Raw genomic sequence first — 19,728 nt, 5'->3', positions numbered from 1 at the left:
CGTTTTTAAAATTGTTTAGTCTTAATCGATGTATTTTATCCTAATTTACAAACGAATTAGGTGAATCACGTTAAGTTTTTCTTAAATACACCGAATTAATTTAATATCATTCTTTATTGTGTCTTATAAATAATAGTTTTGTGCCTTATTTAAATGAAAACAAGAAATTTATGAGTCAAGTAAAAGAAAATGATACTGTAAAAGTTCATTACACAGGAAAATTAAAAAACGGACAAGTCTTTGATAGTTCTGAAGGACGTGAGCCATTAGAATTCACTTTAGGACAAGGTATGTTGATTCCTGGTTTTGAAAAAGCAGTGATTGATATGAAGGTGAACGATAAGAAGACAGTAGACATTCCTATGACTGAAGCTTACGGAGAAGTTCGAGAAGAATTATTTCATAAAGTTGAAAAAGGACAATTACCAGAAGAAGTTAAGCCAGAAGTTGGTTTAGGTTTAGTATCTAGAGATGCTGAAGGTAATGAGCACCAATTTAGAATTGCAGAAGTTAACGAAGATCACGTTATAGTAGATGGAAATCATCCATTAGCTGGACAAGAATTAACATTTGATCTTGAAGTAGTAGAGATTAAATAATAATTTAGTTCTTCATAATATAAAGCCTGTAAATTTATTTTTACAGGCTTTTTTTCTTTCAATGCTGCTGTTTATTGCTCAATGAGTACTTAGTCTTATTAAATTAATAAGTGCGTTTATGATATTAATCACTTCCTCCCTCATTGAGTTTTATTAATTTTATATAAACTTCTTATCATGAAACAAATACTCTTGCTCACCGATTTTTCAAAGAATTCTATTAATGCCATGCATTATGCTTTACGTTTATTTGAAAACGATAAATGTCAGTTTTATGTGCTTCATGTTGAAAGTACTAGCGCCTATATAAGTGATGATTTGGTAATGTCGGGAGGTAAAAGTGTTTATGATTCTTTAGTAAAGAAAACGAAGCACAGGCTTTTAAAACTTATAGATGATCTTAAGTCTGAGTTTAAGAATGAGAAACATAGTTTTCACGAAGTCGTAGATTACGATGGTTTAACCACCGCAATTAATCAAGTTAAAACTTCAAAGACTGTGGAGTTGATAGTGATGGGTAGTAATGGTGTTACTGGGGCCACTGAAGCTATTTTTGGTAGTAATACTATAAATGTAATTCGTAATGTAAATTGCCCAACATTGGTGGTGCCGGAAGGATTCGCTTATCGTGAACCCAAAGAAGTGCTTTTGCCTTTAGATGTAGATAAAGCCTTAAATAGTAAGGCTTTTTTACAATTTCTTAATATTACTGAACCGTATAGAAACAAACTCCATGTATTGCGAATAATTGAAGGTAATGATGCGTCAAAGGTTGAAGACGAGGTAAGAGGTGTTGATTTACTAGTTTCGGTTAACTTTGATTACCATGTTATAGATGATGTACCCATTGAATATGCGGTAAGCAGTTATATTCAGACTAATCATATTGATTTAACGGCCTTGATAGTGAAAAAGGAAACACTTTTTGAGAGATTTTTTGTGAGCTCAACGACTAAGAAAATGAGTAATGAACTGAGAGTGCCCTTATTAGTGCTTCATAATTAACTTCCGGCAATACTTTATGGATAACGTTATCTTAGATTAGTGCTTGTCCAATAAGTGCTTTTGTTTTTCCTCTTTTCGTATGGTTTTAATGATATCGAAAAGTTGGGTTTTTAATTCTTTATATTCATCGTAAAATTCTTCGAGTTTAATGATTAGTCCACGATGTGAATCTTTATAAGCTTTTTCCTTTTTAGGTTCGTCAACACCATCCATCATGATTTGAAGTTCATTCTTATGCACCTTTATGGCTTCAATCAATAAATTATTATGCTTTTGTGACTTATTAAGAGCGTCGATGATCTCTTTATTGTTAGAAAATTTTTCAAGAGCAATCAATTTTGAGGTAAAGGAGGTGATTAAATCTTCAAAAAATTGATGTTCATCTTTTATAAATAATAATTCTGACAACCAGTCATTAGACGATTGATGCATTTGTTCGGGGCTGATCCACTCTATATATTTTGGATTTATATATGCAATTTTCATGATTTCTATAGTTTAAATTAGACATTTTGATGCTTCATAAAATTTAGAGCTATTATGTCATATCTGTTATGATTTTTGTCAGTTGAATTAGCTTAAATTCAAAGTGTTACTTTTTCCACATCATTTAATTTAGGAATGCTGACATTCCAATGGTAAGTATCTTTGATTTTTACTCTAAAAGCATCTAAAGCTGAAGGCTCGCCATGGATTAAAAACACATTTTCAGGTTTATTCTTAATATTGCTCATCCAGTTGATCAAGTCGTTCTGATCAGCATGTGCAGATAAACTATCTATACTTTTTATAGTAGCTTTAACAGGGAAATATTTGCCGTAAATTTTAATTTCATGAGCACCTTCTTTTAATAATCTACCACCAGTGCCTTCAGCTTGATAACCTACTAATAATACCGTTGTTGAAGGTTGATCTATAAGTTGCTGTAAATAGGTTAATACGCGTCCGCCTGTAACCATTCCGCTTCCAGCAATCACAATTTTAGAGCGTTTATCGTCAATAGTTTCCCAAGTTTCGCGGAAGGATTCTATGATATTTACATGGTCGCACATCGCATTGTATTCGGCATCAGATAATTTATGCCATTTCGGAAAACGATTAAATACACTTAGAACATTGTTACCCATTGGACTATCTACGAAAATAGGAATGTTCGGGATTTTATTCTTTTTATAGAGTTGCCAAAGGATATACATTAAGGTTTGTAGACGCTCAACAGCAAAACTTGGAATAATAAGATTACCTTTCTTTTGAATAGTTTCATGAATAATTTCAGTGAGTTTTTCTTCAACATCTTCTTCGGGATGTAACTTATTGCCGTAGGTACTTTCTATAAATAGATAATCGGCCCATTCTGGCTTTTTAGGATCGTTAAGTAAATAGTCATCGGTTCTTCCGATATCTCCAGAGAAAACAAAACGTTTACTGTTAATGTCTAATTCAATAAATGTAGCCCCTATGATATGTCCATTATATTGAAAGCGAAAAGATATATGGTCAGTTAATCGAATCCAAGTATTTTCTAATTCTACCTGAAACCGGGCTATAGTAGCTTCGGCATCTTGTATCATGTAAAAGGGTAGGGCAGGTTCATGTGAACTGTATTTTTCTTCGTTGGCTTTTTCGGCTTCTTCTTCATGTATTTTAGCACTATCTTTTAGAATAATTTCAGCAATTGCTAACGTTGGTGCTGTTCCTAATATTTTTCCTCTAAATCCTTGTTTTAATAGGCGTGGCAAATAGCCAACATGATCTAGGTGACCATGAGTTAATAAAACTACATCGATATCTTCAACTTCTACAGGAAGGTCTATCCAATTAAGCTCTCGAAGTTCTTTTAATCCTTGAAACATCCCAGCGTCTATTAAGATGTTTTGTTCTGAGGTTTCGATAAGAAACTTAGAGCCAGTAACTACTCCTGAAGCTCCTAAGAAATTGATAATTGCAAAATTTTCCATAATTCATTGATTTAGAGTTGGCATAATTGCTCGATTTCATTCAATATTTTTTTCTTTCTTATTTCAGAGACTCCTAAATGGTCTAAATAAAACTTATCGTGTAAAAGTTGTTTACAAAGTACTATATCTCTACTCAGTAGAAATTGTTTTTCTCTACTGGTAAGTAAAGTTGAAACCGTAATTGGATATAGTCCTAAGCGTTCAATACGGTCTTGCAGGCTATTGTCTTTTGGATAATCCCAACTAAGTAAATAGAGACCACAACACTTGCCATATTGTATAGCATCTTCTGTAAAACGAGTATTGGTTACTACCCAACCTTTTGTTAATGTTGTTTTATTTTTTGAATTTTTATCCCAAAAAGATTTTACATCTTGATACCGCGAATTGAAATAAAGTGGGACTTTGACGTTGCAATTAAGTCCTGGTTCATTATGAAATTTGCATTCTATAATGATGCTTGTGTTCTTTGTGTGTGCAATGACGTCAATTTCGTGTTGAACACATTCACCTTGTAATATAGAACCTACTTCCGTTTTATAACCTGAATATTTTAATAGTTCACTTATAAAACGTTCGAAGGGAAATCCGGTTGGACCTAATTCATAAATCGCTTTTTTGAGTTTGTATCTTGAGGCATAATGACTTTTCTTCTTTTTTAGTAAGGCAAAAGCTCTATTGTATATTTCTTTCGTTGAAATCCCTTGGTATAATTCGTCCCTAACACTATCAATAATATGATCTATGGTTTCTTTGTCTGCACCAGATTTAGTTAATGATGCACGTAATTTATCTAATGAGAATTTTACTTTGTCTCCTGTAGATTTTGTAATATGTAAATTATGAATATCCATAGTTGTGGGTTAAAAAAAACTGCCATCATCTGTAATAGATTATGGCAGTTTTACTTTTCAAACTAATTTAATTATCTAAAGTCAAAAGGACTTATACAAGTCTACATTTGAATGCCATTTTAATTTTTTAAATCGTGCATCGTTAAAATCGGAACGTTGAGGTGAAATGATATTTTTTTCACCATAGGATTGCTTAGAATACTTCCAAAGAATGGGTGTTTTCTATTTATAAAAGCAACCATGTCACTTGATCGACTTTCAACGAAAATATTAACCGCTGTCATTACGGAGCTGTTAGGTAGGTTATGAAATTTATACTGCGTTCCTTTTAAAATTTCTTCGAGTAGTTTTTTATTTTCTTTTTGAGCTTTATCCAATTCATCTTGCTCAAGAATATGCAATACTATAATTGTAGCGTTACAACTTTTAGCAATATTGGTAAGGTAACTAAGTTCTCTCCGTTTATAATTTAATTTGTAATCTGTTGGAAAAACAATCTCCTTAGGTAATTTTAAATCAGCACTATGAGGTACCACAATAACTGGGCAATTACGAACCTTCTCCATTATTTGAATAGCCACACTACCAAATGATGCCATGGCAGAATCGGTCTTACCTTTGGTTCCCATGACCACCAAATCTATGTCTTTTTGGTCGACAATGGATTTAACAGCTTCAACCACTGTGTTAGATGTAGACATCACTTCAAAGCGATGTTTTGAGTTATAATTAGCGCTCATCGTTATCATCTCGAAGACCTTCGCTAAGCCATTTTCAGAATTTAATTTAGCGGTTTCGTAAAGGTGATTACCAGGTTCTAAATTCATGATATTTTTCAGAATATTTCCTGATAAGGTAAAAACGTTGAGCAAGTAAAAATCGCAAAAGTCATCCTTATACAATTCCCTAGCATAATTAATAGCCTTTATGGAATTTTTAGAGAAGTCGGTTGGCAGTAAGATTTTATGTCTCATGATAAGTTGATTTAATCCAAGTAGATAAAGCTAATCACTTATCAATGAGTATGAAATGATATCCGTCAGTCTACACTAGGAATAACTAAGAATGGAATTCTTGAATGAAATCCCATTTTTTTAATAATTGGTTCTTTAATAAGGTTAGCAACAAAGCTATGTTTATAGTTAATCATAGTTAAGATGTTTATGTTCTTCTCTTCGATAAACTCGGTAATAGCTTGCTCTTTTTTACCTGATTTTGGTTTCCAGTTGACATCGTAGACGTCGTTTACAAAATAAGATTTTAGCTGTTCTAAGTTCTTAGTCTGTTTTGTAGTAATCTTGTCTTTAACTTTGATATGGAATATTTTAATCTTCGAATTATGTAATTCTGCAATTTTCTTTAAAGGGAGTAACTCTTCGTTATAAAATCTATTTAATTTAGTAGGGAAACAAATGTTTTCCGGAACCTCGTATTCATAATTACTTGGAACTAACAAGAAAGGACATAGTCTAACTTTATTAATCGCAGCAACTGTATTACTACCAAATAGCACTTTTTTAGCACCAGTAGCACCTTTAGTTCCCATAACCACTAAATCTATCTTTTGTTTTTTAATAGCATACTGAATGGTGTCTTCTAATGAGCCTAGACCAAAAATTGTTTCAAACTTATGTTCACTATTTGAAGTTTCTTTTTTAGCCTGCTTTTTCAGTTCAGCTAACTGTTTTTTTGCTTCATCTTTTAGAGGGTCAACATATTCTGGCGAAATATAAGTTCTAGAACCTAAGTTTAAAAAAGTCCATGCATGAGAAAAGTAAAACGTACATGGTTCATTAGCGTATAATTCAATAGCATATTTTGCTGCGCTCCATGCATTTTCTGAAAAATCAGTAGGTATTAAAATATTATGTCTCATTATTCTCTAATTTTATACGAGTGGTTAAAGCTAAGGAATTATCTGTCGGTATCAAACGATAATTTTTAACTAAAACTAGGGATAACTAAAAATGGTACTCTTGTATGATGTCCAAGTTTCCTAACCACGGGCTCTTTTATTAAATTTTCAATAAAGCTGTGTTTATAATTAATCATAGTAAGGATTTGAATATCAAACTCTTCAATAAACGATTTAATAGCCTCTTCTTTAGAACCAAGATCAGGCATCCAATGAAAACTATGTTTACAGTCTTCCAAATAGGCTTTTAACATTGAAAAATTATAGTTCTGCTTTTCACTAAGACTTTCTTGGGTGTTAATATGGAACACTCTAAGTCTTGAATCATTTAATTTAGATAGTTGTAGAATAAAGTTTAACTCTTCACCATAAAAACGGTTGAAATCTGTAGGGAAGGCCATCTGTTCTGGTTTAGTATACACGTAAGCCTCAGGTATGACCATTAATGGACAATGTCTCATCTTGGATAGGATATTTACGGTATTACTCCCAAAAAGAAACTCTTTAGCACCTGTAGCTCCCTTAGTTCCCATAATTACCAAATTAACATCATGTGCTTTAATAGCCGTTTCTATAGCATCAATTAATGAGTCTGTACTAAATATCGTTTTGAACTCATGGTCTTTATTGGTACTCTGAGTTTGAATTTTATCTTTTAATTCTATCAACCGATTTTGAGCCTCCTCCTTTTGCGTCTCTATATAGGTTGTAGTGATATATGTTCTATTGGTTGTATTTGAAAATGACCAAGTATGTAATAAGTAAAATGTACATGGTTGGTTTTGATAAAGCTTTAAAGCATAATTAGCAGCACTTGCCGCATTGTCTGAAAAATCTGTAGGTAGTAAAATATGATGTCTCATAATATTTAAAGTTTTATTCTTATCAGCGAAATTAATTCAATAAATCAGAGGAAAATATGACATCTGTCAGCTATTTTAAAGTTGAAGAAGAGGTGCATTTTTAATTTATAATAACCACTTTAAATTCTCTAATTTAAGTGTTAGAAGGAATGACTAAGAAAGGCACTTTTAAATGAAAACCGATTTGATTAATGGTCGATTTAAAGAAAAGGTTTTCAAAGAACGAATGTTTGTTATTAATCATTGCTAAGAGGTTAATCTTAGAGTTAATCTGAAACTGATCGATGGCCTCCGTAACATTCATAATGGCATATTCATGATATAAATAAGCCGAATCTTTAAAATGAGCTTCCAATGCTAGCTGGTTGTTAATCTGATTAAATGTTAAATCATTACCTGTAGAAACATGTAAGGCATGGAGTCGCGAATTATTAGCTTTAGCTATATCTTTTAAAATACCAATTTGAAATAAATTATAGTCTACCAAAAGATCAGTTGGAAATAATATTTCTAGAGGTCTTTCGTAATTATATTCATCAGGAACCGCTAAAATAGGGCATTTAACGTGTTTAAACACATGTACTGTATTAGAACCAAATAGGACCTCCTTTGCTCCAGTGGCACCTTTGGTTCCCATCACAATAAGATCTGTTTCGTTTTTTGAAATGTATTCTTTTATACCTGAAACTAACATGTCGAATCGAGATAATACTTTGATATTATGTCTAGGATTGTCTCCAAAGGTTTTCGTAATTCTTTCCTCTAGATTTTTTAGACCTTCTAAGGATTGTTTTCTTATACTATCACCCAAATCATCTTGGCCTGGGGTGCCTAAAACATATTCAAAATTATAGATGATAGGTGTATAGGTGTTTAACAAATGAAAGGTGCAAGCTTCGTCCTTAAAAAGGTGAATGGCATACTTTATTGCATTCCATGAATTTTCAGAAAAATCGGTGGGTAAAAGTATATGTTTCATAATGAGTGATTTAAGTTGTTTTAGTTGCGTGTTGTGTTTTGCAACGCTAATAATGGTATTTCTAAACCAAGACTCACTTTGTCTATTGTTGAAGGAAATAACATATCTTCTAAAAACGAATGTTGTGTGTTCGTCATAGTAATCATATCAATTTGGTGTTCTTTGATGTAATTAGTAATAGTTTCAGCAACTTTTCTACTATTTACAATGTTGAAATTAACTTTGTTTACGAGTAATACGTCTTTTAAAAACGACTGATTATCTTCTTGTCTAATAGATAACTTTTGGGTTGGAGAAATATAAATTACATCGATGTCACTTCTATATGATCTAGCTAATACAGATAATAGTTTTAACTCACGTCTTTTGTAAGGAATGAGATAATTAGTTGGGAATAAGATTCGTTTAGGTTGCGTATTGGTATAATTAACCGGAATTGCTAATACAGGACATTGAACATACTTTAATACTTGAAAAGTTTGACTTCCAAATACGATTTTACTGTCATTGGTTTTTCCTTTGGTCCCCATCACTATTAAGTCGATATTGTACTTATCTGCCAATTCATTAGATTCTTCAACCAAAGTATTGAAGGCGGAGACTGTATGGTAGGTGAAATTAGGATTCGGAGATATTTCCTCTACTTTTTTGAGAAGCTTATTTAAGTTGCTTTCGGACTCTTTTTGAACCTTATCCATAACGGCGTCAAAAACATCACGGGACACTAAATCATCATGATCATAAAATTCATTTCTATAGGCATGCATAAAATAGAATTGAACTTTCTGATATTTAAAAAACTCCAAGGCATATTTAATCGCACTTATAGAGTTTTCTGAGAAGTCGGTAGGAAGCAAAATTGATAGCATAATCACAGGTTTTTTTGGTGTGGATTAAAGTTAAAGGTTTAATCCTTTAAAACCTATGATATTTATCAGATGTATATTTGTATTGAGTTGATTCTGTGTGGTATGTATTCTAATTTTCTTTGATGCTTAAATTGAAAATAATTTCAATAGTATCAACTATAGTTATCATCCCGAAAAGTTTTTTAGGTGCAGTGAGATTATAATCACTTAGTTGTATATCTAATTGACCTGATACTTGTAAGTTATTATTTCTTTTAATACTTAATGGAATCTTATAACTTTGAGAATGGCCAGCAATGTTTATCACAATGGTAGCTTCAACCTCAGATGGATTATCCGTGCCTTCAATTTTTTTAAGATTTAATCTAATTTGAGGAAATTCTTCGGTATTTAAGGTTTTTTGGAAATCGTTGTTTATACCTCGTTTGAGAAATTAAATTTACATTAATACAATCCCATAGGCGGTATTGAGTAAAAATATACCAATTAAAAATAATAAGGTATAAAGCACCTGGACTAATTTAACGTTGATGTAATTAAGCCATGCCACCGTAGGTTTAGGAAATGAAAATAAAGCTAAGCCTATAAATAAAGCCGACCATCCTATTAAAGTTATAACCAGTTTATAATTAGCCTCCCAAATATTGTGAAATAAAATATTGATTAAGCCAATGACAATTGCTATAAATGCCGTAAGAATTAGAAACTTTTGATCTTTAAGGTCGTTAAACACTTGTTTAATTCGTTTAGGATTAAGTGTTAGAATTAAGAAGAATATCAGTAGGTACCAGCCCCAAAACTTTGCTAAAAAAATTGAATTATCCATGATGGTTAGTTTTTTTCGTGTAAAACCAAAAATGGAATATCAGTATGATAACTTATATTCTCCACTTTTGAATGAAATAATATTTGCTGAAAATAATTTAGGTTTTTGGCCACCATACATACCATATCTATAGATCTACTTTCTACGAAACATTGTATTGCATTTTCAACCTTTTTATTGGTTAAATAATGAATACTATGATTGTAATGGTTAAAGTAGTCTTCAAGTAGTTCTTTGTTCTCCTGTTGATCTTTGTTAAGATTTATTTTACTCTTACTTATATGGACAATTTTTAACTCAGAGTTAAACTGTTCTAAAATGTCAGTTATAGGCTGAAGAATATGTAAATTGCTTGATAATGAGAAGTCTGTAGGAAAAGCAATTTCATGAGGTGTTACAAATTTGGCGTTTTCTGGAATAACCAGTGTATCGCATTTTACTTTGGTAAGGACGTCGGCTGTATTGGTACCTAAGATAATTTTCTCTAGGCCTGAAGCGCCTTTAGTCCCCATAACGATAAGGTCAATTTGTTTTTCTTCAATTGTCTTACGAATACCTTCAGTGAAAAAGGTGTATTCTATAATTGTAAAGAAATTGTGATTTTTTTTATTTGGAGATAATTCAGATAGTTTTTTTAATTGTGCTCGTAATTTTTGTTTTGTAGGTTGAATGTAAATCGTATCTATATAATCTTGATTTAAAATTACAGGCTCTTCATGAGTTGCTAAAGTTTGGATAGTTTGAATGTGCAACAAGTAAAAGTTGCATTTATCATTTTCGAAAAACTGGAGTGCATAGGATATAGCATTCCATGAGTTTTCTGAAAAATCTGTTGGTAATAAAATATTTTTCATGGAACAATAGCATTAGGATAACAAATCTAGAGGTAAGTTGTCATCCTTGAAATGATATTGGTCACTTTAAGGTATTATCCCCTTGTTATTGAATGTGTTTTAGTTTATCTAAATCTAATATTTTTATATTTCTACCATCAGCTTGTATAATTCCTTGTTTTTTAAAGCTGGCTAATGTTCTTATAAAAGTTTCTGTTGCAATACCAGCGACACTAGCTAAGTCGCTTCGAGATATGGAAATAGGATCTTCAGGTTTACGGTTTATTTTTTCAGCAAATTTCAAAATTGTAGCCGCCGTTTTTTTATGTACAGAACCATAGGCCATATCTAATAATTCATTTTTAACAATTAAAAGATTATCAGAAAGGAGTTGTATGAGCTCTAAAGTGACTTTAGGATTATGATTCAAAATTTCATTAAACCTTTTACTTGAAATACCAGACAGTTGCGTGTCTTGTAGTGCAATAGCTGTTTCCTTATGAACTACATTATGAGTAAATGACGTATATCCAAACAAATCATCTTCTTTATACAAACCGGTGACAAGCTCTTTTCCTTGTTCATCAATTTGCTGACACTTTACAGAGCCCTTACCAATAAGGTATATATAATTAGAATGCTCACCTTCACTATAAATAACCTGATCTTTTGCATAGTTAAATTCATCACCATGATCGTCAAATAAGATTTTTAAATCATTTAGGGTTTTGATTTCGTCAGATTGAGAAACTCTAGAATTGTCTTGTGCTTCTTTAAGTATAGCCGCTTTTGCCAAACGACTTTCAATAGCACTCACAAGTTCTTCTTCCGTGAAAGGCTTTGTGATATAATCATCGGCTCCCATATTCATACCTTTCCTAACATCTCTTTGTTCAGTTTTCGCAGATAAGAAAATAAAAGGAATATGTCTTGTAGCTTCGTCTTGAGATAAAAGAGCTAAAGCACCATAGCCATCGAGCTCTGGCATCATAATATCACAAACAATAATGTCTGGTAAATGTGTTTTAGCCATTTCAACACCAATTTTACCATTAGATGCTGTTAATACTTTATAATTAGAAAATTCTAAAAGTTCTGCGGTGTTTTCTCTTAATATAGTGTCGTCTTCTATAAGTAATATGTTTGTCATTCTTTTGCTTTATTTGGAAGTCTGATTACAAATGTAGTTCCTTTATTGGCTTTACTTGTAAAATTTATTGTACCTCCTAAATTTTCTAAATGGTTTTTTACAATATTAAGACCAATACCAGTTCCTTGAGAGTTACTTACATTTTCTGCTCTATAATACCGGTCGAAAATATTTTTTTGATCTTTCAAAGGTATACCAATACCTTGGTCTTTGACTTCTATTGTAGTGACATAATCATCCTGATTAACTACAATTGATATGCTTGTATGTTCCGGAGAATACATAATGGCATTATTTACTAGGTTAGATAGAATCACCTTGGTTGTTTTTTCGTCATGATAAAGTGAGTAGTCATCAATATTTTCAGGATATTTTATTGATTGCCCTTCTTTTAATAGCATATTAGCATTATAAATCACTTCGTCTATCACTTTGCTAAGTTTAAAATTATTAAAATTATAATTCAGCTTACCAGATTCTAGTCGCTCTAAAGACAAGAAATCATTTAGAATCGAATTTAAATATTGAATTTTATCTCCTATAATTTTAATGTGTTTTTCACGTTTTGGCTGTTCTTCACTGAGTTTGTATTTGCTAAGAAGTACAGATGACGTTAAAATACCACTTAAAGGTGTTTTAAATTCGTGAGAGACTAAAGAGAGGAATTTAGTTTTTAGCTCGTTGAGTTCTTTCTCTTTGGACAAAGCGATTTTCAATTGTTCTGTTCGCTCATTTACCGTTTTTTCAAGTTTTTTTGTATAGTTTTTACGCTCGGTAACATCTAAAACAATTGAAACAAAGACTTTGCGTTCTCCTAATTTATGAAGTTGAAGGTGTATTTCTATGGGATAGGTCGTACCGTTTTTCCGTTTATGTATAGCTTCAAATTGTAATTTTTCAACCTTACGATCAAGGACAGCACTAACCGTATCTTTAAATTTTTCTTCAGTATAATCTAACTTAAGGTCAGCGGGAGTCATTTCCTGTAATTCTTCAAGGCTATAACCTAAATTTTTTCGGGCTCCTAAATTTGCGTTTATAAATTTGAAAGTATGGGCATCGAAAACAAAAATTTCATTTAGTGAGTCTTCAATAATATCAACGAGATGATCTCGTTCTTCCTCTGCCGTTTTTATCTGAGTAATATCATTTTGAATGCCGATATAATTAGTCAACACACCATTGTTATCAATAATTGGTATAATGTAAAGATCGTTGAAGAACAAAGTGCCATCTTTTTTATAATTACGCAATTTTACACGACAGCTTTCTTTTTTACTAATAGCTTTTCTAATGGTTTTTAGGCCTTCTTGATCTCTGTCTTCACCTTGTAAAAACCTACAATTTCTGTTTAATATTTCATCGCTCGAATAACCAGTAAGCGTCTCAAATGCTGTGTTAAAATAAATAATAGGATGGTCTTCTTTCAGAGCATCTGTTATAATTATTCCACTGCTGGCAGATTGCAGAGCGGTACTTTTCAACATTAGGTTTCTTTCAATCTCTTTGCGTTCTGAAATGTCTTTCACTAAAGCCATGACGTAAAGTTTGTCATTAATGGCATAAGGGTTCAACTCAACTTCAATAGCAATTGTGACGCCATTCTTTTTTAAACCGAATATATCAGAAGCTTCGCCCATACTTCTTCGTTTCCCACTTTTTAGAAACTTTTCGAAATATTGTCCGTGTTTAGAATGAAACTTGAATGGAATTATTTTATTCAAATCTTGTTGAATCAACTCACGAGGCTCATAACCAAATATGGTTTCTGCATTAGAATTAATTTCTACAATTTTCTGATTCTTATCTACGATTAGAATACCTTCTGAAACTGCTTCTAAAAGTATGTTGAAAATTTCTTGATCTTGACGAAGCGTGTTACTCATATTAATGGTCAAAGTATTAGCTATAAATTTATGCAAATTTAGACAGATGAACAATTCTAATACATGATGATTTCTAACAAGTTATTGTATAGTTCTCAAGCTGATTTATATCATGGTGACACTCAATCGTTTCCTGTAATTTTATATTCACTATAAAAGCAAAATTTTGAACACAGAAACCCATAAGATCCTGCAGTTTTACCAAAATTTAGGTAAGCTTTTCTATGCTATGTCAGCAATTGATAATATAGTAAGAGAAGAAGAATGCAAGTCGGTTGAAGAGTTGGTGAAAAGACATTGGTTAAAGCTGGATTTTCTAGATGACAATACAAAACTCGAAGCTGAAGCTGCAATTTTAGAAACTTTCAAATGGTTATGTAGAGATAAGGAGTATAATGCTGAAGACTGTTATACTAGTTTTGTAGGATTTAAAAGAGCGAATCCAACATTTTTCACGAATGAAATTAACTCCCTAATCTTAAAAACCGTCGGCCAAATATCAGCGAGTTTTTCAGGTCAAAATAAATCTGAATTAATTCTGTTAGCCAAACTCAATATCGAATTAAAAAATGTCTAAAGTTAGCTTGAACAACATATTATAGACGAAAGTAAATGTATGCTATAGTAAGGTTTTATGAGTATCTGCAATTTTTAAACACATTAAAGTTCTGTATTTGATTGTAAAAGTTAAGGGTGGTATAATAAATAATATAATCTCATATTGATTTCATAATGGCTTTTTTGGCCTTTATATGCTAATCATTATATCTATCAATTTCTTTCTTAATCCATTTACTCACATATTGATTTGTTGTCATAAAGATTCTTAAATTTGAAAGCATAAACGATTTCTAAATGGTAAACAAACAAGACCACGCTCACGGACATCACGGAATTTTTGGAAATAAGGGAGAGCTTTATTTTGCCATCCTAAGTGGTGTTTTTTTACTCATTGGGTTTTTAATTCAAAAACTAACTGACTTGTCCCTTTGGTATTACTTGTCGACTTATATTATGTCCTATTTTTTTGGAGGTTATTTTATATCGATTGAAGCTTCCAAAAAAATAACGAAGGGTGAGTTTGAAATTGATTTTTTAATGATTGCTGCAGCTGCAGGTGCGGCTTATATAGGACATTGGACAGAGGGTGCTTTATTGCTATTCCTATTTAGTTTAGGCCATGCACTTGAGCATTATGCGATGAATAAAGCAAAAAAATCTATTGAGGCTTTGGGTAATTTATCACCAACCACGGCCTTACTTAAAAGAAATGGACAAGTCGAAGAAATTGCGGTTGCCGATTTGAAAATTGGAGATGTAGTTGTAGTAAGACCGAATACTAAAATTGCGGCAGATGGCGTAGTTATTAATGGAAGTAGCTCAGTGAATCAAGCCCCAATTTCAGGGGAAAGCATGCCTGTAGATAAAGAAGCATTGGAGGATACAAATGAGTTGCCGGCGTTTAAAGAAATAGATACAAAGCATACTGTGTTTGCTGGAACTATAAATGGAGATAGCGCTATTGAGGTTAAAGTTCTAAAACTCACAAAAGATTCGACAGTCGCACGGTTAATCAAATTGGTGAGTGAAGTAGAAACACAAAAATCGCCTACGCAACGATTGACAAAAAAGTTTGAAAAATGGTATGTGCCAATAGTGATTATTGTAGTTGTTTTATTGTGTTTCGCCTATGTTGTCATCGATGAGACTTTTACTGACAGTTTATATAGAGCTATTACGGTTTTAGTTGCTGCAAGTCCATGTGCTTTGGCCATTTCAACACCAAGTGCCGTATTGAGTGGTATTGCAAGAGCTGCTCAAAAAAGCGTTTTGATTAAAGGAGGTAAAGCTCTTGAAGATTTAGGTGAAATAACAACCATTGCTTTTGATAAAACAGGGACCCTCACCGAAGGTAAGCCCAAGCTTAAATCGTTACTTCCTTTAAATGGATTTGATAAAGAAAAGTTGCTAAAAATAGTGCTCGATGTAGAAAGTTTAAGTAATCATCCATTAGCAAAAGCAATTAGTAATGATATTAAATCACAATATAATTTAGAGCCGGAACACATAAGTTCTGATGTTAATGCGATTCAAGGCAAAGGAATTGAAGCCAATTATAATGGCGAAAAAGTGTATATAGGTAATGTCAATTTGATGTCGTCTTCTAATATTGAAGTGGAGTCATTTATTCTTGAGCAAATGGAAGGCCTCATTGCAGGAGGACAAACGGTCATGCTGGTTGCTTATAGAGGTAAGTTAGCCGGAATGATTAGTGTTATGGATCAGCCAAGAAAAACGGCAGCAGCGACCTTAGTAAGGCTTAAAGAAATTGGTATCAAGAATATGGTGATGCTTACTGGCGATCATCAAAATGTGGGTGATGCCATTGCGAAACAAATCGGGCTTACAGAAGCTAAAGGAAATTTACTTCCTGAAGATAAAGTGACCGCTATACAAGCGCTAATAGATAGAGATAAAAAAGTAGCAATGGTTGGTGATGGTGTAAATGATGCACCAGCTATGGCTTTAAGTACGGTAAGTGTAGCCATGGGAGCTGCGGGAAGTGATGTTGCTCTGGAGACAGCAGATGTGGCACTTATGTCTGATAAAATTGAGAACTTACCCTTCGTTATTGGTTTAAGCAGAGAATCTAAACGAATAATTAAGCAAAATATATTTATCAGCTTAGGAGTTGTTGCCGTATTGGTCCCTGTTACAATTTTAGGATTAACCAATATTGGTTTGGCTGTTATATTTCATGAAGGGTCAACTTTAGTCGTGGTAATAAATGCCTTGAGATTACTTCGATACAAAATGGATTAAAAATGAATGACATTCTTAAATGCTTTAAACACAAAGAAATTTAATCAATGAAATCGTTTTCACTGTTTACGATTATATTATTGTGTGTAGCTATTTTAGTAGTAGATACCGTAGCATTTTATTGGTTGCAATCTATAACACAACTTATAGAGTCATCATTGATTAGAACGGCAATTAACGTTCTGTTTTGGGTGTTTACAGTAGGCTTGGTGGTTTCTATAATTGTTCTAAAAATAACTTTAGATGATATTAGTCCAACGAGAAAGCAAGTTCTTATTTCACGTTTTTACGGACTAGGAGTTTTGTCTTTTGTGCCTAAACTCATTTTCGTCATTGTCATTACAATTCTTTATTTTTCAAACTACTTACTTACCGAGACACAATCATTTTTTATAGTGCCAATAGTTGGGTTGCTCTCGGGTTTTTTGCCATTCTTTGTAATTCTTCATGGTATTTTTAAAGCTATTTATAAGTACAAAATTTATCATCATAGCCTAAGCTCTAAAAAGTTACCTAAGTCTTTCGATGGATTAAAGATTGTTCAAATTTCAGATTTACATTTAGGTAGTTTTAATTATGCCTATAAAAAAATTGAAATCGCCATGGAAAAAATAAACAATCTTAAACCAGATTATATTGTTATGACAGGAGACTTGGTCAATAATTATGCCTGGGAATTAAAAGGTTGGGATAAAGTGTTTAAGAAATTAGAAGCGAAACTTGGAAAGTATGCTATTTTAGGTAATCATGATTATGGTGATTATAGTCAATGGGAATCGGAAGAGGCTAAAAAAGAAAATTTTATTGGTATTACTGAATTCTTCAAAACAATTGATTTCGAGTTATTGATGAATGAATCTAAGATTATTTCAAAAAATAAAGAGAAAATAGCTATAGTTGGTGTGGAGAATTGGGGAACCCCGCCGTTTAAACAATATGGGGATTTGGAAAAAGCATTGACCGATGTTCAAGATATTTCCTTTAAAATATTACTATCACATGATCCCACGCATTGGACTGAAGAAGTGATTGAGAAAACGGATGTCGTCCTCACATTAGCAGGACATACTCATGGCATGCAAGCCGGTTTTCAATATAAAAACAAGCAATGGAGTCCTATAAAATATAAGTTTAAACACTGGGCAGGACTATACGAACAAAACAATCAATACCTATATGTTAATCGCGGCTTGGGTTGGTTAGGCTTTCCAGCGAGAATAGGAATGCGGCCTGAGATCACTTTAATCGAATTAAGATCGACTTCCAACTGATGAATGTCATAACTTGTTTGTTTGAAATCAAATAACTTAGTTGAAAATAAATGCGATTATGATACGAGTTTTAGATGCACAAGAATGTCTCCATATTTTATCTTCTAATTATATAGGAAACTTAGCCTATATCTACAAAGATAGACCGTTCGTAGTGCCAGTTACTTATTTTTTTGATGCTCAAAACAATGTCATTCTTGGCTATTCTTCCGAAGGGCATAAAATAAGTGCCATGAGAAAAGATGCTCATGTTTCAATCAGCATTTCGGAAATCGATTCTGTTAACTTATGGAAATCTGTACTGGCACATGGAAAGTATGAAGAATTAACCGGTAGCGAAGCTAAAGCCAAACTGCATCAATTTTCACTAGGGGTGAAAGATTTAATTATCAATAAAGAACATAGAAAACTAGATTACATCAGTGAGTTTTCGAGCAAAATCTACACGGATGATTTGCCTGTCGTTTTTCAAATAAAAGTTGAAGAACTTACAGGTAAAATGAGGAAACAGTATGTATCAGATTTATGAAATAATATACTCATAAGGACAAAGTTTCTATCTTTATGAATTTCAAATTTATCTTGAATATTAGTTGATTATCGCCAAAACTCTTGTGTAGTTGTTTTATTTTAAGACTACATTTAGTTTAGAGATGCAATTTTTTAGTCATTATAGATTAAAGAAAATATCAGTTTCAAATTAGAACATCATATTCACTCATATCATTAGCGAGTTTTATTATAAATCTTAATTTTGAGACAGTTTTAAAACAATAAGTTTATGTCTATAGGTTTAGTATTGTCTGGTGGAGGAATGCGTGGAGCAGCGCATATTGGTGTTATAAAAGCATTAGAAGAACATGGTATACATGCTACACATATTACTGGGACAAGTGCAGGCGCTATAGTTGGTGCTTTGTATTCCTATGGTTATAACTGGGAGGAAATATTAGTGTTTTTTAAAAGTTTTCAGCTTGTAGATATTACAAAATACGCCTATGGTAAACCAGGTTTTATAGATGCGGATAAATATTACCCTATGCTTAAGACCTATTTAAAGGAAGATAATTTTAAGTTTTTAAAACGAAAGTTAACCATAACGGCTACAGATATTTTAGAAGGAAATTTAAAAACTTTTAGTCGGGGAGAACTTATAAAACCAGTACTTGCATCTGCGGCATTTCCTGGAGTTTTTTCTCCAGTTAAAATGAAAAATTCGTATTATGTAGATGGTGGTGTATTAAATAACTTTCCGGTAGACCTCTTAAAGTCGAAGTGTGATTTACTAATAGGTATTTACGTCAATGGGTTTCATCATATAAAAAAGGAAGATATTAAACATTCATACTCTGTAGTAGAACGTGCCTTTAAAATAAAATCTTATCAAGAAGATCTTCAAAAATTTAAGGATTGCGATATGATGATTGCGCCTAATCAACTAGGAAACTATGGTACCTTTGATAAAAAGAATATAGACGTCATTTTCAAAATTGGATATGAAACGGCAATAGAGGCCATAGAATCTAATGCGGATCTTCTATCTAAATATAACTTATAGGATAGGCTCTAGACCATGAGCTTAAGCTCTATAAATTACTATTCAACAACTTTCCAGCAAAGAGTAGTTCTGTAGCTTTTTGAAAGTAAAATTTTACAGTTTTATTTAACGGTTGGTCTAAAATTTAGTACGATTTGTCGAAAACACAGCTAGAAACCATTTAATAAAATTACTAAATTGTGTTTGTTCGATATAAATTTCTACATTTATAACGCTATTAATCAACAGTTTTCATTTTGGGGACCTATTGTAGCCAACCAATTCTACTTTAAAATTATTCTTTTAGCGTCTGATCATATGTTAGCCATATGAATTTACGCATGCTTATGTTTTGGTCTA

General features: G+C 32.2%; 20 protein-coding genes. 7 read left to right on the top strand and 13 right to left on the bottom strand.

Annotated elements, in window-relative coordinates; translation table 11 throughout:
* The first annotated feature begins 170 nt into the window (after window positions 1-170).
* Both DFQ11_RS13185 and DFQ11_RS13180 read left to right on the top strand, forming a co-directional pair.
* Window positions 171-599 carry an FKBP-type peptidyl-prolyl cis-trans isomerase gene (locus DFQ11_RS13185; RefSeq protein WP_110476347.1) on the top strand — a complete coding sequence of 143 codons (429 nt, stop codon included), beginning with the start codon at window positions 171-173 and terminating at the stop codon, window positions 597-599.
* A gap of 177 nt (window positions 600-776) precedes the next feature.
* On the top strand, window positions 777-1,604 hold the full coding sequence (locus DFQ11_RS13180; protein WP_110476346.1) for a universal stress protein: 828 nt from the start codon (window positions 777-779) through the stop codon (window positions 1,602-1,604).
* Window positions 1,605-1,640: 36 nt separating this feature from the next.
* Here DFQ11_RS13180 and DFQ11_RS13175 read toward each other — a convergent pair whose 3' ends face one another.
* The 13 genes from DFQ11_RS13175 to DFQ11_RS13115 form a co-directional block, all read right to left on the bottom strand.
* Window positions 1,641-2,090 carry a hypothetical protein gene (locus DFQ11_RS13175; protein WP_110476345.1) on the bottom strand — a complete coding sequence of 150 codons (450 nt, stop codon included), beginning with the start codon at window positions 2,088-2,090 and terminating at the stop codon, window positions 1,641-1,643.
* A 98-nt stretch (window positions 2,091-2,188) separates the two neighbouring features.
* The gene (locus DFQ11_RS13170) at window positions 2,189-3,562 is read right to left on the bottom strand and encodes an MBL fold metallo-hydrolase RNA specificity domain-containing protein (protein WP_110476344.1); all 1,374 of its coding nucleotides are present in this window, start codon (window positions 3,560-3,562) and stop codon (window positions 2,189-2,191) included.
* 11 nt (window positions 3,563-3,573) lie between these two features.
* Window positions 3,574-4,416, bottom strand: a complete 843-nt coding sequence (locus DFQ11_RS13165; protein WP_110476343.1) for an ATP cone domain-containing protein — start codon at window positions 4,414-4,416, stop codon at window positions 3,574-3,576.
* 119 nt (window positions 4,417-4,535) lie between these two features.
* On the bottom strand, window positions 4,536-5,390 hold the full coding sequence (locus DFQ11_RS13160; protein WP_110476342.1) for a universal stress protein: 855 nt from the start codon (window positions 5,388-5,390) through the stop codon (window positions 4,536-4,538).
* A gap of 65 nt (window positions 5,391-5,455) precedes the next feature.
* Window positions 5,456-6,292 carry a universal stress protein gene (locus DFQ11_RS13155; RefSeq protein WP_110476341.1) on the bottom strand — a complete coding sequence of 279 codons (837 nt, stop codon included), beginning with the start codon at window positions 6,290-6,292 and terminating at the stop codon, window positions 5,456-5,458.
* A 65-nt stretch (window positions 6,293-6,357) separates the two neighbouring features.
* Entirely contained in the window at window positions 6,358-7,194 is an 837-nt protein-coding gene (locus DFQ11_RS13150; RefSeq protein WP_110476340.1) for a universal stress protein, read from the bottom strand.
* Between the two features lie 133 nt (window positions 7,195-7,327).
* Window positions 7,328-8,173: a universal stress protein gene (locus tag DFQ11_RS13145; protein WP_110476339.1), complete on the bottom strand. Its 846-nt coding sequence runs from the start codon at window positions 8,171-8,173 to the stop codon at window positions 7,328-7,330.
* 20 nt (window positions 8,174-8,193) lie between these two features.
* The gene (locus tag DFQ11_RS13140) at window positions 8,194-9,042 is read right to left on the bottom strand and encodes a universal stress protein (protein WP_110476338.1); all 849 of its coding nucleotides are present in this window, start codon (window positions 9,040-9,042) and stop codon (window positions 8,194-8,196) included.
* Between the two features lie 109 nt (window positions 9,043-9,151).
* Window positions 9,152-9,460 carry a YceI family protein gene (locus DFQ11_RS15465; protein ID WP_110476337.1) on the bottom strand — a complete coding sequence of 103 codons (309 nt, stop codon included), beginning with the start codon at window positions 9,458-9,460 and terminating at the stop codon, window positions 9,152-9,154.
* Between the two features lie 21 nt (window positions 9,461-9,481).
* Window positions 9,482-9,868: a hypothetical protein gene (locus DFQ11_RS13130; protein WP_110476336.1), complete on the bottom strand. Its 387-nt coding sequence runs from the start codon at window positions 9,866-9,868 to the stop codon at window positions 9,482-9,484.
* A 5-nt stretch (window positions 9,869-9,873) separates the two neighbouring features.
* Window positions 9,874-10,722: a universal stress protein gene (locus DFQ11_RS13125; protein WP_110476335.1), complete on the bottom strand. Its 849-nt coding sequence runs from the start codon at window positions 10,720-10,722 to the stop codon at window positions 9,874-9,876.
* Between the two features lie 85 nt (window positions 10,723-10,807).
* Window positions 10,808-11,851: a response regulator gene (locus tag DFQ11_RS13120; RefSeq protein WP_110476334.1), complete on the bottom strand. Its 1,044-nt coding sequence runs from the start codon at window positions 11,849-11,851 to the stop codon at window positions 10,808-10,810.
* The gene (locus DFQ11_RS13115) at window positions 11,848-13,737 is read right to left on the bottom strand and encodes a PAS domain-containing sensor histidine kinase (RefSeq protein ID WP_110476333.1); all 1,890 of its coding nucleotides are present in this window, start codon (window positions 13,735-13,737) and stop codon (window positions 11,848-11,850) included. Before DFQ11_RS13115 ends, DFQ11_RS13120 begins: the two co-directional genes overlap by 4 nt.
* Before the next feature lie 229 nt (window positions 13,738-13,966).
* Between DFQ11_RS13115 and DFQ11_RS13110 the strand changes: the two genes are divergently transcribed.
* From DFQ11_RS13110 to DFQ11_RS13090, 5 genes are all read left to right on the top strand, one after another.
* Window positions 13,967-14,314, top strand: coding sequence for a hypothetical protein (locus DFQ11_RS13110; RefSeq protein WP_229791300.1), 348 nt, complete (start codon window positions 13,967-13,969; stop codon window positions 14,312-14,314).
* A gap of 278 nt (window positions 14,315-14,592) precedes the next feature.
* Window positions 14,593-16,560 carry a heavy metal translocating P-type ATPase gene (locus DFQ11_RS13105; RefSeq protein ID WP_110476331.1) on the top strand — a complete coding sequence of 656 codons (1,968 nt, stop codon included), beginning with the start codon at window positions 14,593-14,595 and terminating at the stop codon, window positions 16,558-16,560.
* Between the two features lie 47 nt (window positions 16,561-16,607).
* Window positions 16,608-17,831 (top strand): metallophosphoesterase, encoded by a 1,224-nt coding sequence (locus tag DFQ11_RS13100; RefSeq protein ID WP_110476330.1) that lies wholly within the window; start codon window positions 16,608-16,610, stop codon window positions 17,829-17,831.
* Between the two features lie 58 nt (window positions 17,832-17,889).
* Window positions 17,890-18,360, top strand: a complete 471-nt coding sequence (locus tag DFQ11_RS13095; protein ID WP_110476329.1) for a pyridoxamine 5'-phosphate oxidase family protein — start codon at window positions 17,890-17,892, stop codon at window positions 18,358-18,360.
* 252 nt (window positions 18,361-18,612) lie between these two features.
* A complete protein-coding gene (locus DFQ11_RS13090; protein ID WP_110476328.1) occupies window positions 18,613-19,389 on the top strand; it encodes a patatin-like phospholipase family protein in 777 nt (258 codons plus the stop codon).
* Window positions 19,390-19,728: the final 339 nt, after the last annotated feature.

The organism is Winogradskyella epiphytica, assembly GCF_003217215.1.
GTDB classification, from domain to species: Bacteria; Bacteroidota; Bacteroidia; order Flavobacteriales; family Flavobacteriaceae; genus Winogradskyella; species Winogradskyella epiphytica.
The sequence above is the reverse complement of the archived record's forward strand: the minus strand, read 5'-3'. Positions and strand labels throughout refer to the sequence as shown.

Bases quoted from the DNA above. Each gene is read 5' to 3' on its own strand.
- DFQ11_RS13160 (WP_110476342.1), bottom strand. From the start codon at position 5,390: ATGAGACATAAAATCTTACTGCCAACCGACTTCTCTAAAAATTCCATA.
- DFQ11_RS13100 (WP_110476330.1), top strand. From the start codon at position 16,608: ATGAAATCGTTTTCACTGTTTACGATTATATTATTGTGTGTAGCTATT.
- DFQ11_RS13130 (WP_110476336.1), bottom strand. From the start codon at position 9,868: ATGGATAATTCAATTTTTTTAGCAAAGTTTTGGGGCTGGTACCTACTG.
- DFQ11_RS13150 (WP_110476340.1), bottom strand. From the start codon at position 7,194: ATGAGACATCATATTTTACTACCTACAGATTTTTCAGACAATGCGGCA.
- DFQ11_RS13145 (WP_110476339.1), bottom strand. From the start codon at position 8,173: ATGAAACATATACTTTTACCCACCGATTTTTCTGAAAATTCATGGAAT.
- DFQ11_RS13175 (WP_110476345.1), bottom strand. From the start codon at position 2,090: ATGAAAATTGCATATATAAATCCAAAATATATAGAGTGGATCAGCCCC.
- DFQ11_RS13120 (WP_110476334.1), bottom strand. From the start codon at position 11,851: ATGACAAACATATTACTTATAGAAGACGACACTATATTAAGAGAAAAC.
- DFQ11_RS13185 (WP_110476347.1), top strand. From the start codon at position 171: ATGAGTCAAGTAAAAGAAAATGATACTGTAAAAGTTCATTACACAGGA.
- DFQ11_RS13115 (WP_110476333.1), bottom strand. From the start codon at position 13,737: ATGAGTAACACGCTTCGTCAAGATCAAGAAATTTTCAACATACTTTTA.
- DFQ11_RS13155 (WP_110476341.1), bottom strand. From the start codon at position 6,292: ATGAGACATAATATTTTAATACCTACTGATTTTTCAGAAAATGCATGG.
- DFQ11_RS13095 (WP_110476329.1), top strand. From the start codon at position 17,890: ATGATACGAGTTTTAGATGCACAAGAATGTCTCCATATTTTATCTTCT.
- DFQ11_RS13105 (WP_110476331.1), top strand. From the start codon at position 14,593: ATGGTAAACAAACAAGACCACGCTCACGGACATCACGGAATTTTTGGA.
- DFQ11_RS13125 (WP_110476335.1), bottom strand. From the start codon at position 10,722: ATGAAAAATATTTTATTACCAACAGATTTTTCAGAAAACTCATGGAAT.
- DFQ11_RS13140 (WP_110476338.1), bottom strand. From the start codon at position 9,042: ATGCTATCAATTTTGCTTCCTACCGACTTCTCAGAAAACTCTATAAGT.
- DFQ11_RS13170 (WP_110476344.1), bottom strand. From the start codon at position 3,562: ATGGAAAATTTTGCAATTATCAATTTCTTAGGAGCTTCAGGAGTAGTT.
- DFQ11_RS13110 (WP_229791300.1), top strand. From the start codon at position 13,967: ATGTCAGCAATTGATAATATAGTAAGAGAAGAAGAATGCAAGTCGGTT.
- DFQ11_RS13090 (WP_110476328.1), top strand. From the start codon at position 18,613: ATGTCTATAGGTTTAGTATTGTCTGGTGGAGGAATGCGTGGAGCAGCG.
- DFQ11_RS13180 (WP_110476346.1), top strand. From the start codon at position 777: ATGAAACAAATACTCTTGCTCACCGATTTTTCAAAGAATTCTATTAAT.
- DFQ11_RS13165 (WP_110476343.1), bottom strand. From the start codon at position 4,416: ATGGATATTCATAATTTACATATTACAAAATCTACAGGAGACAAAGTA.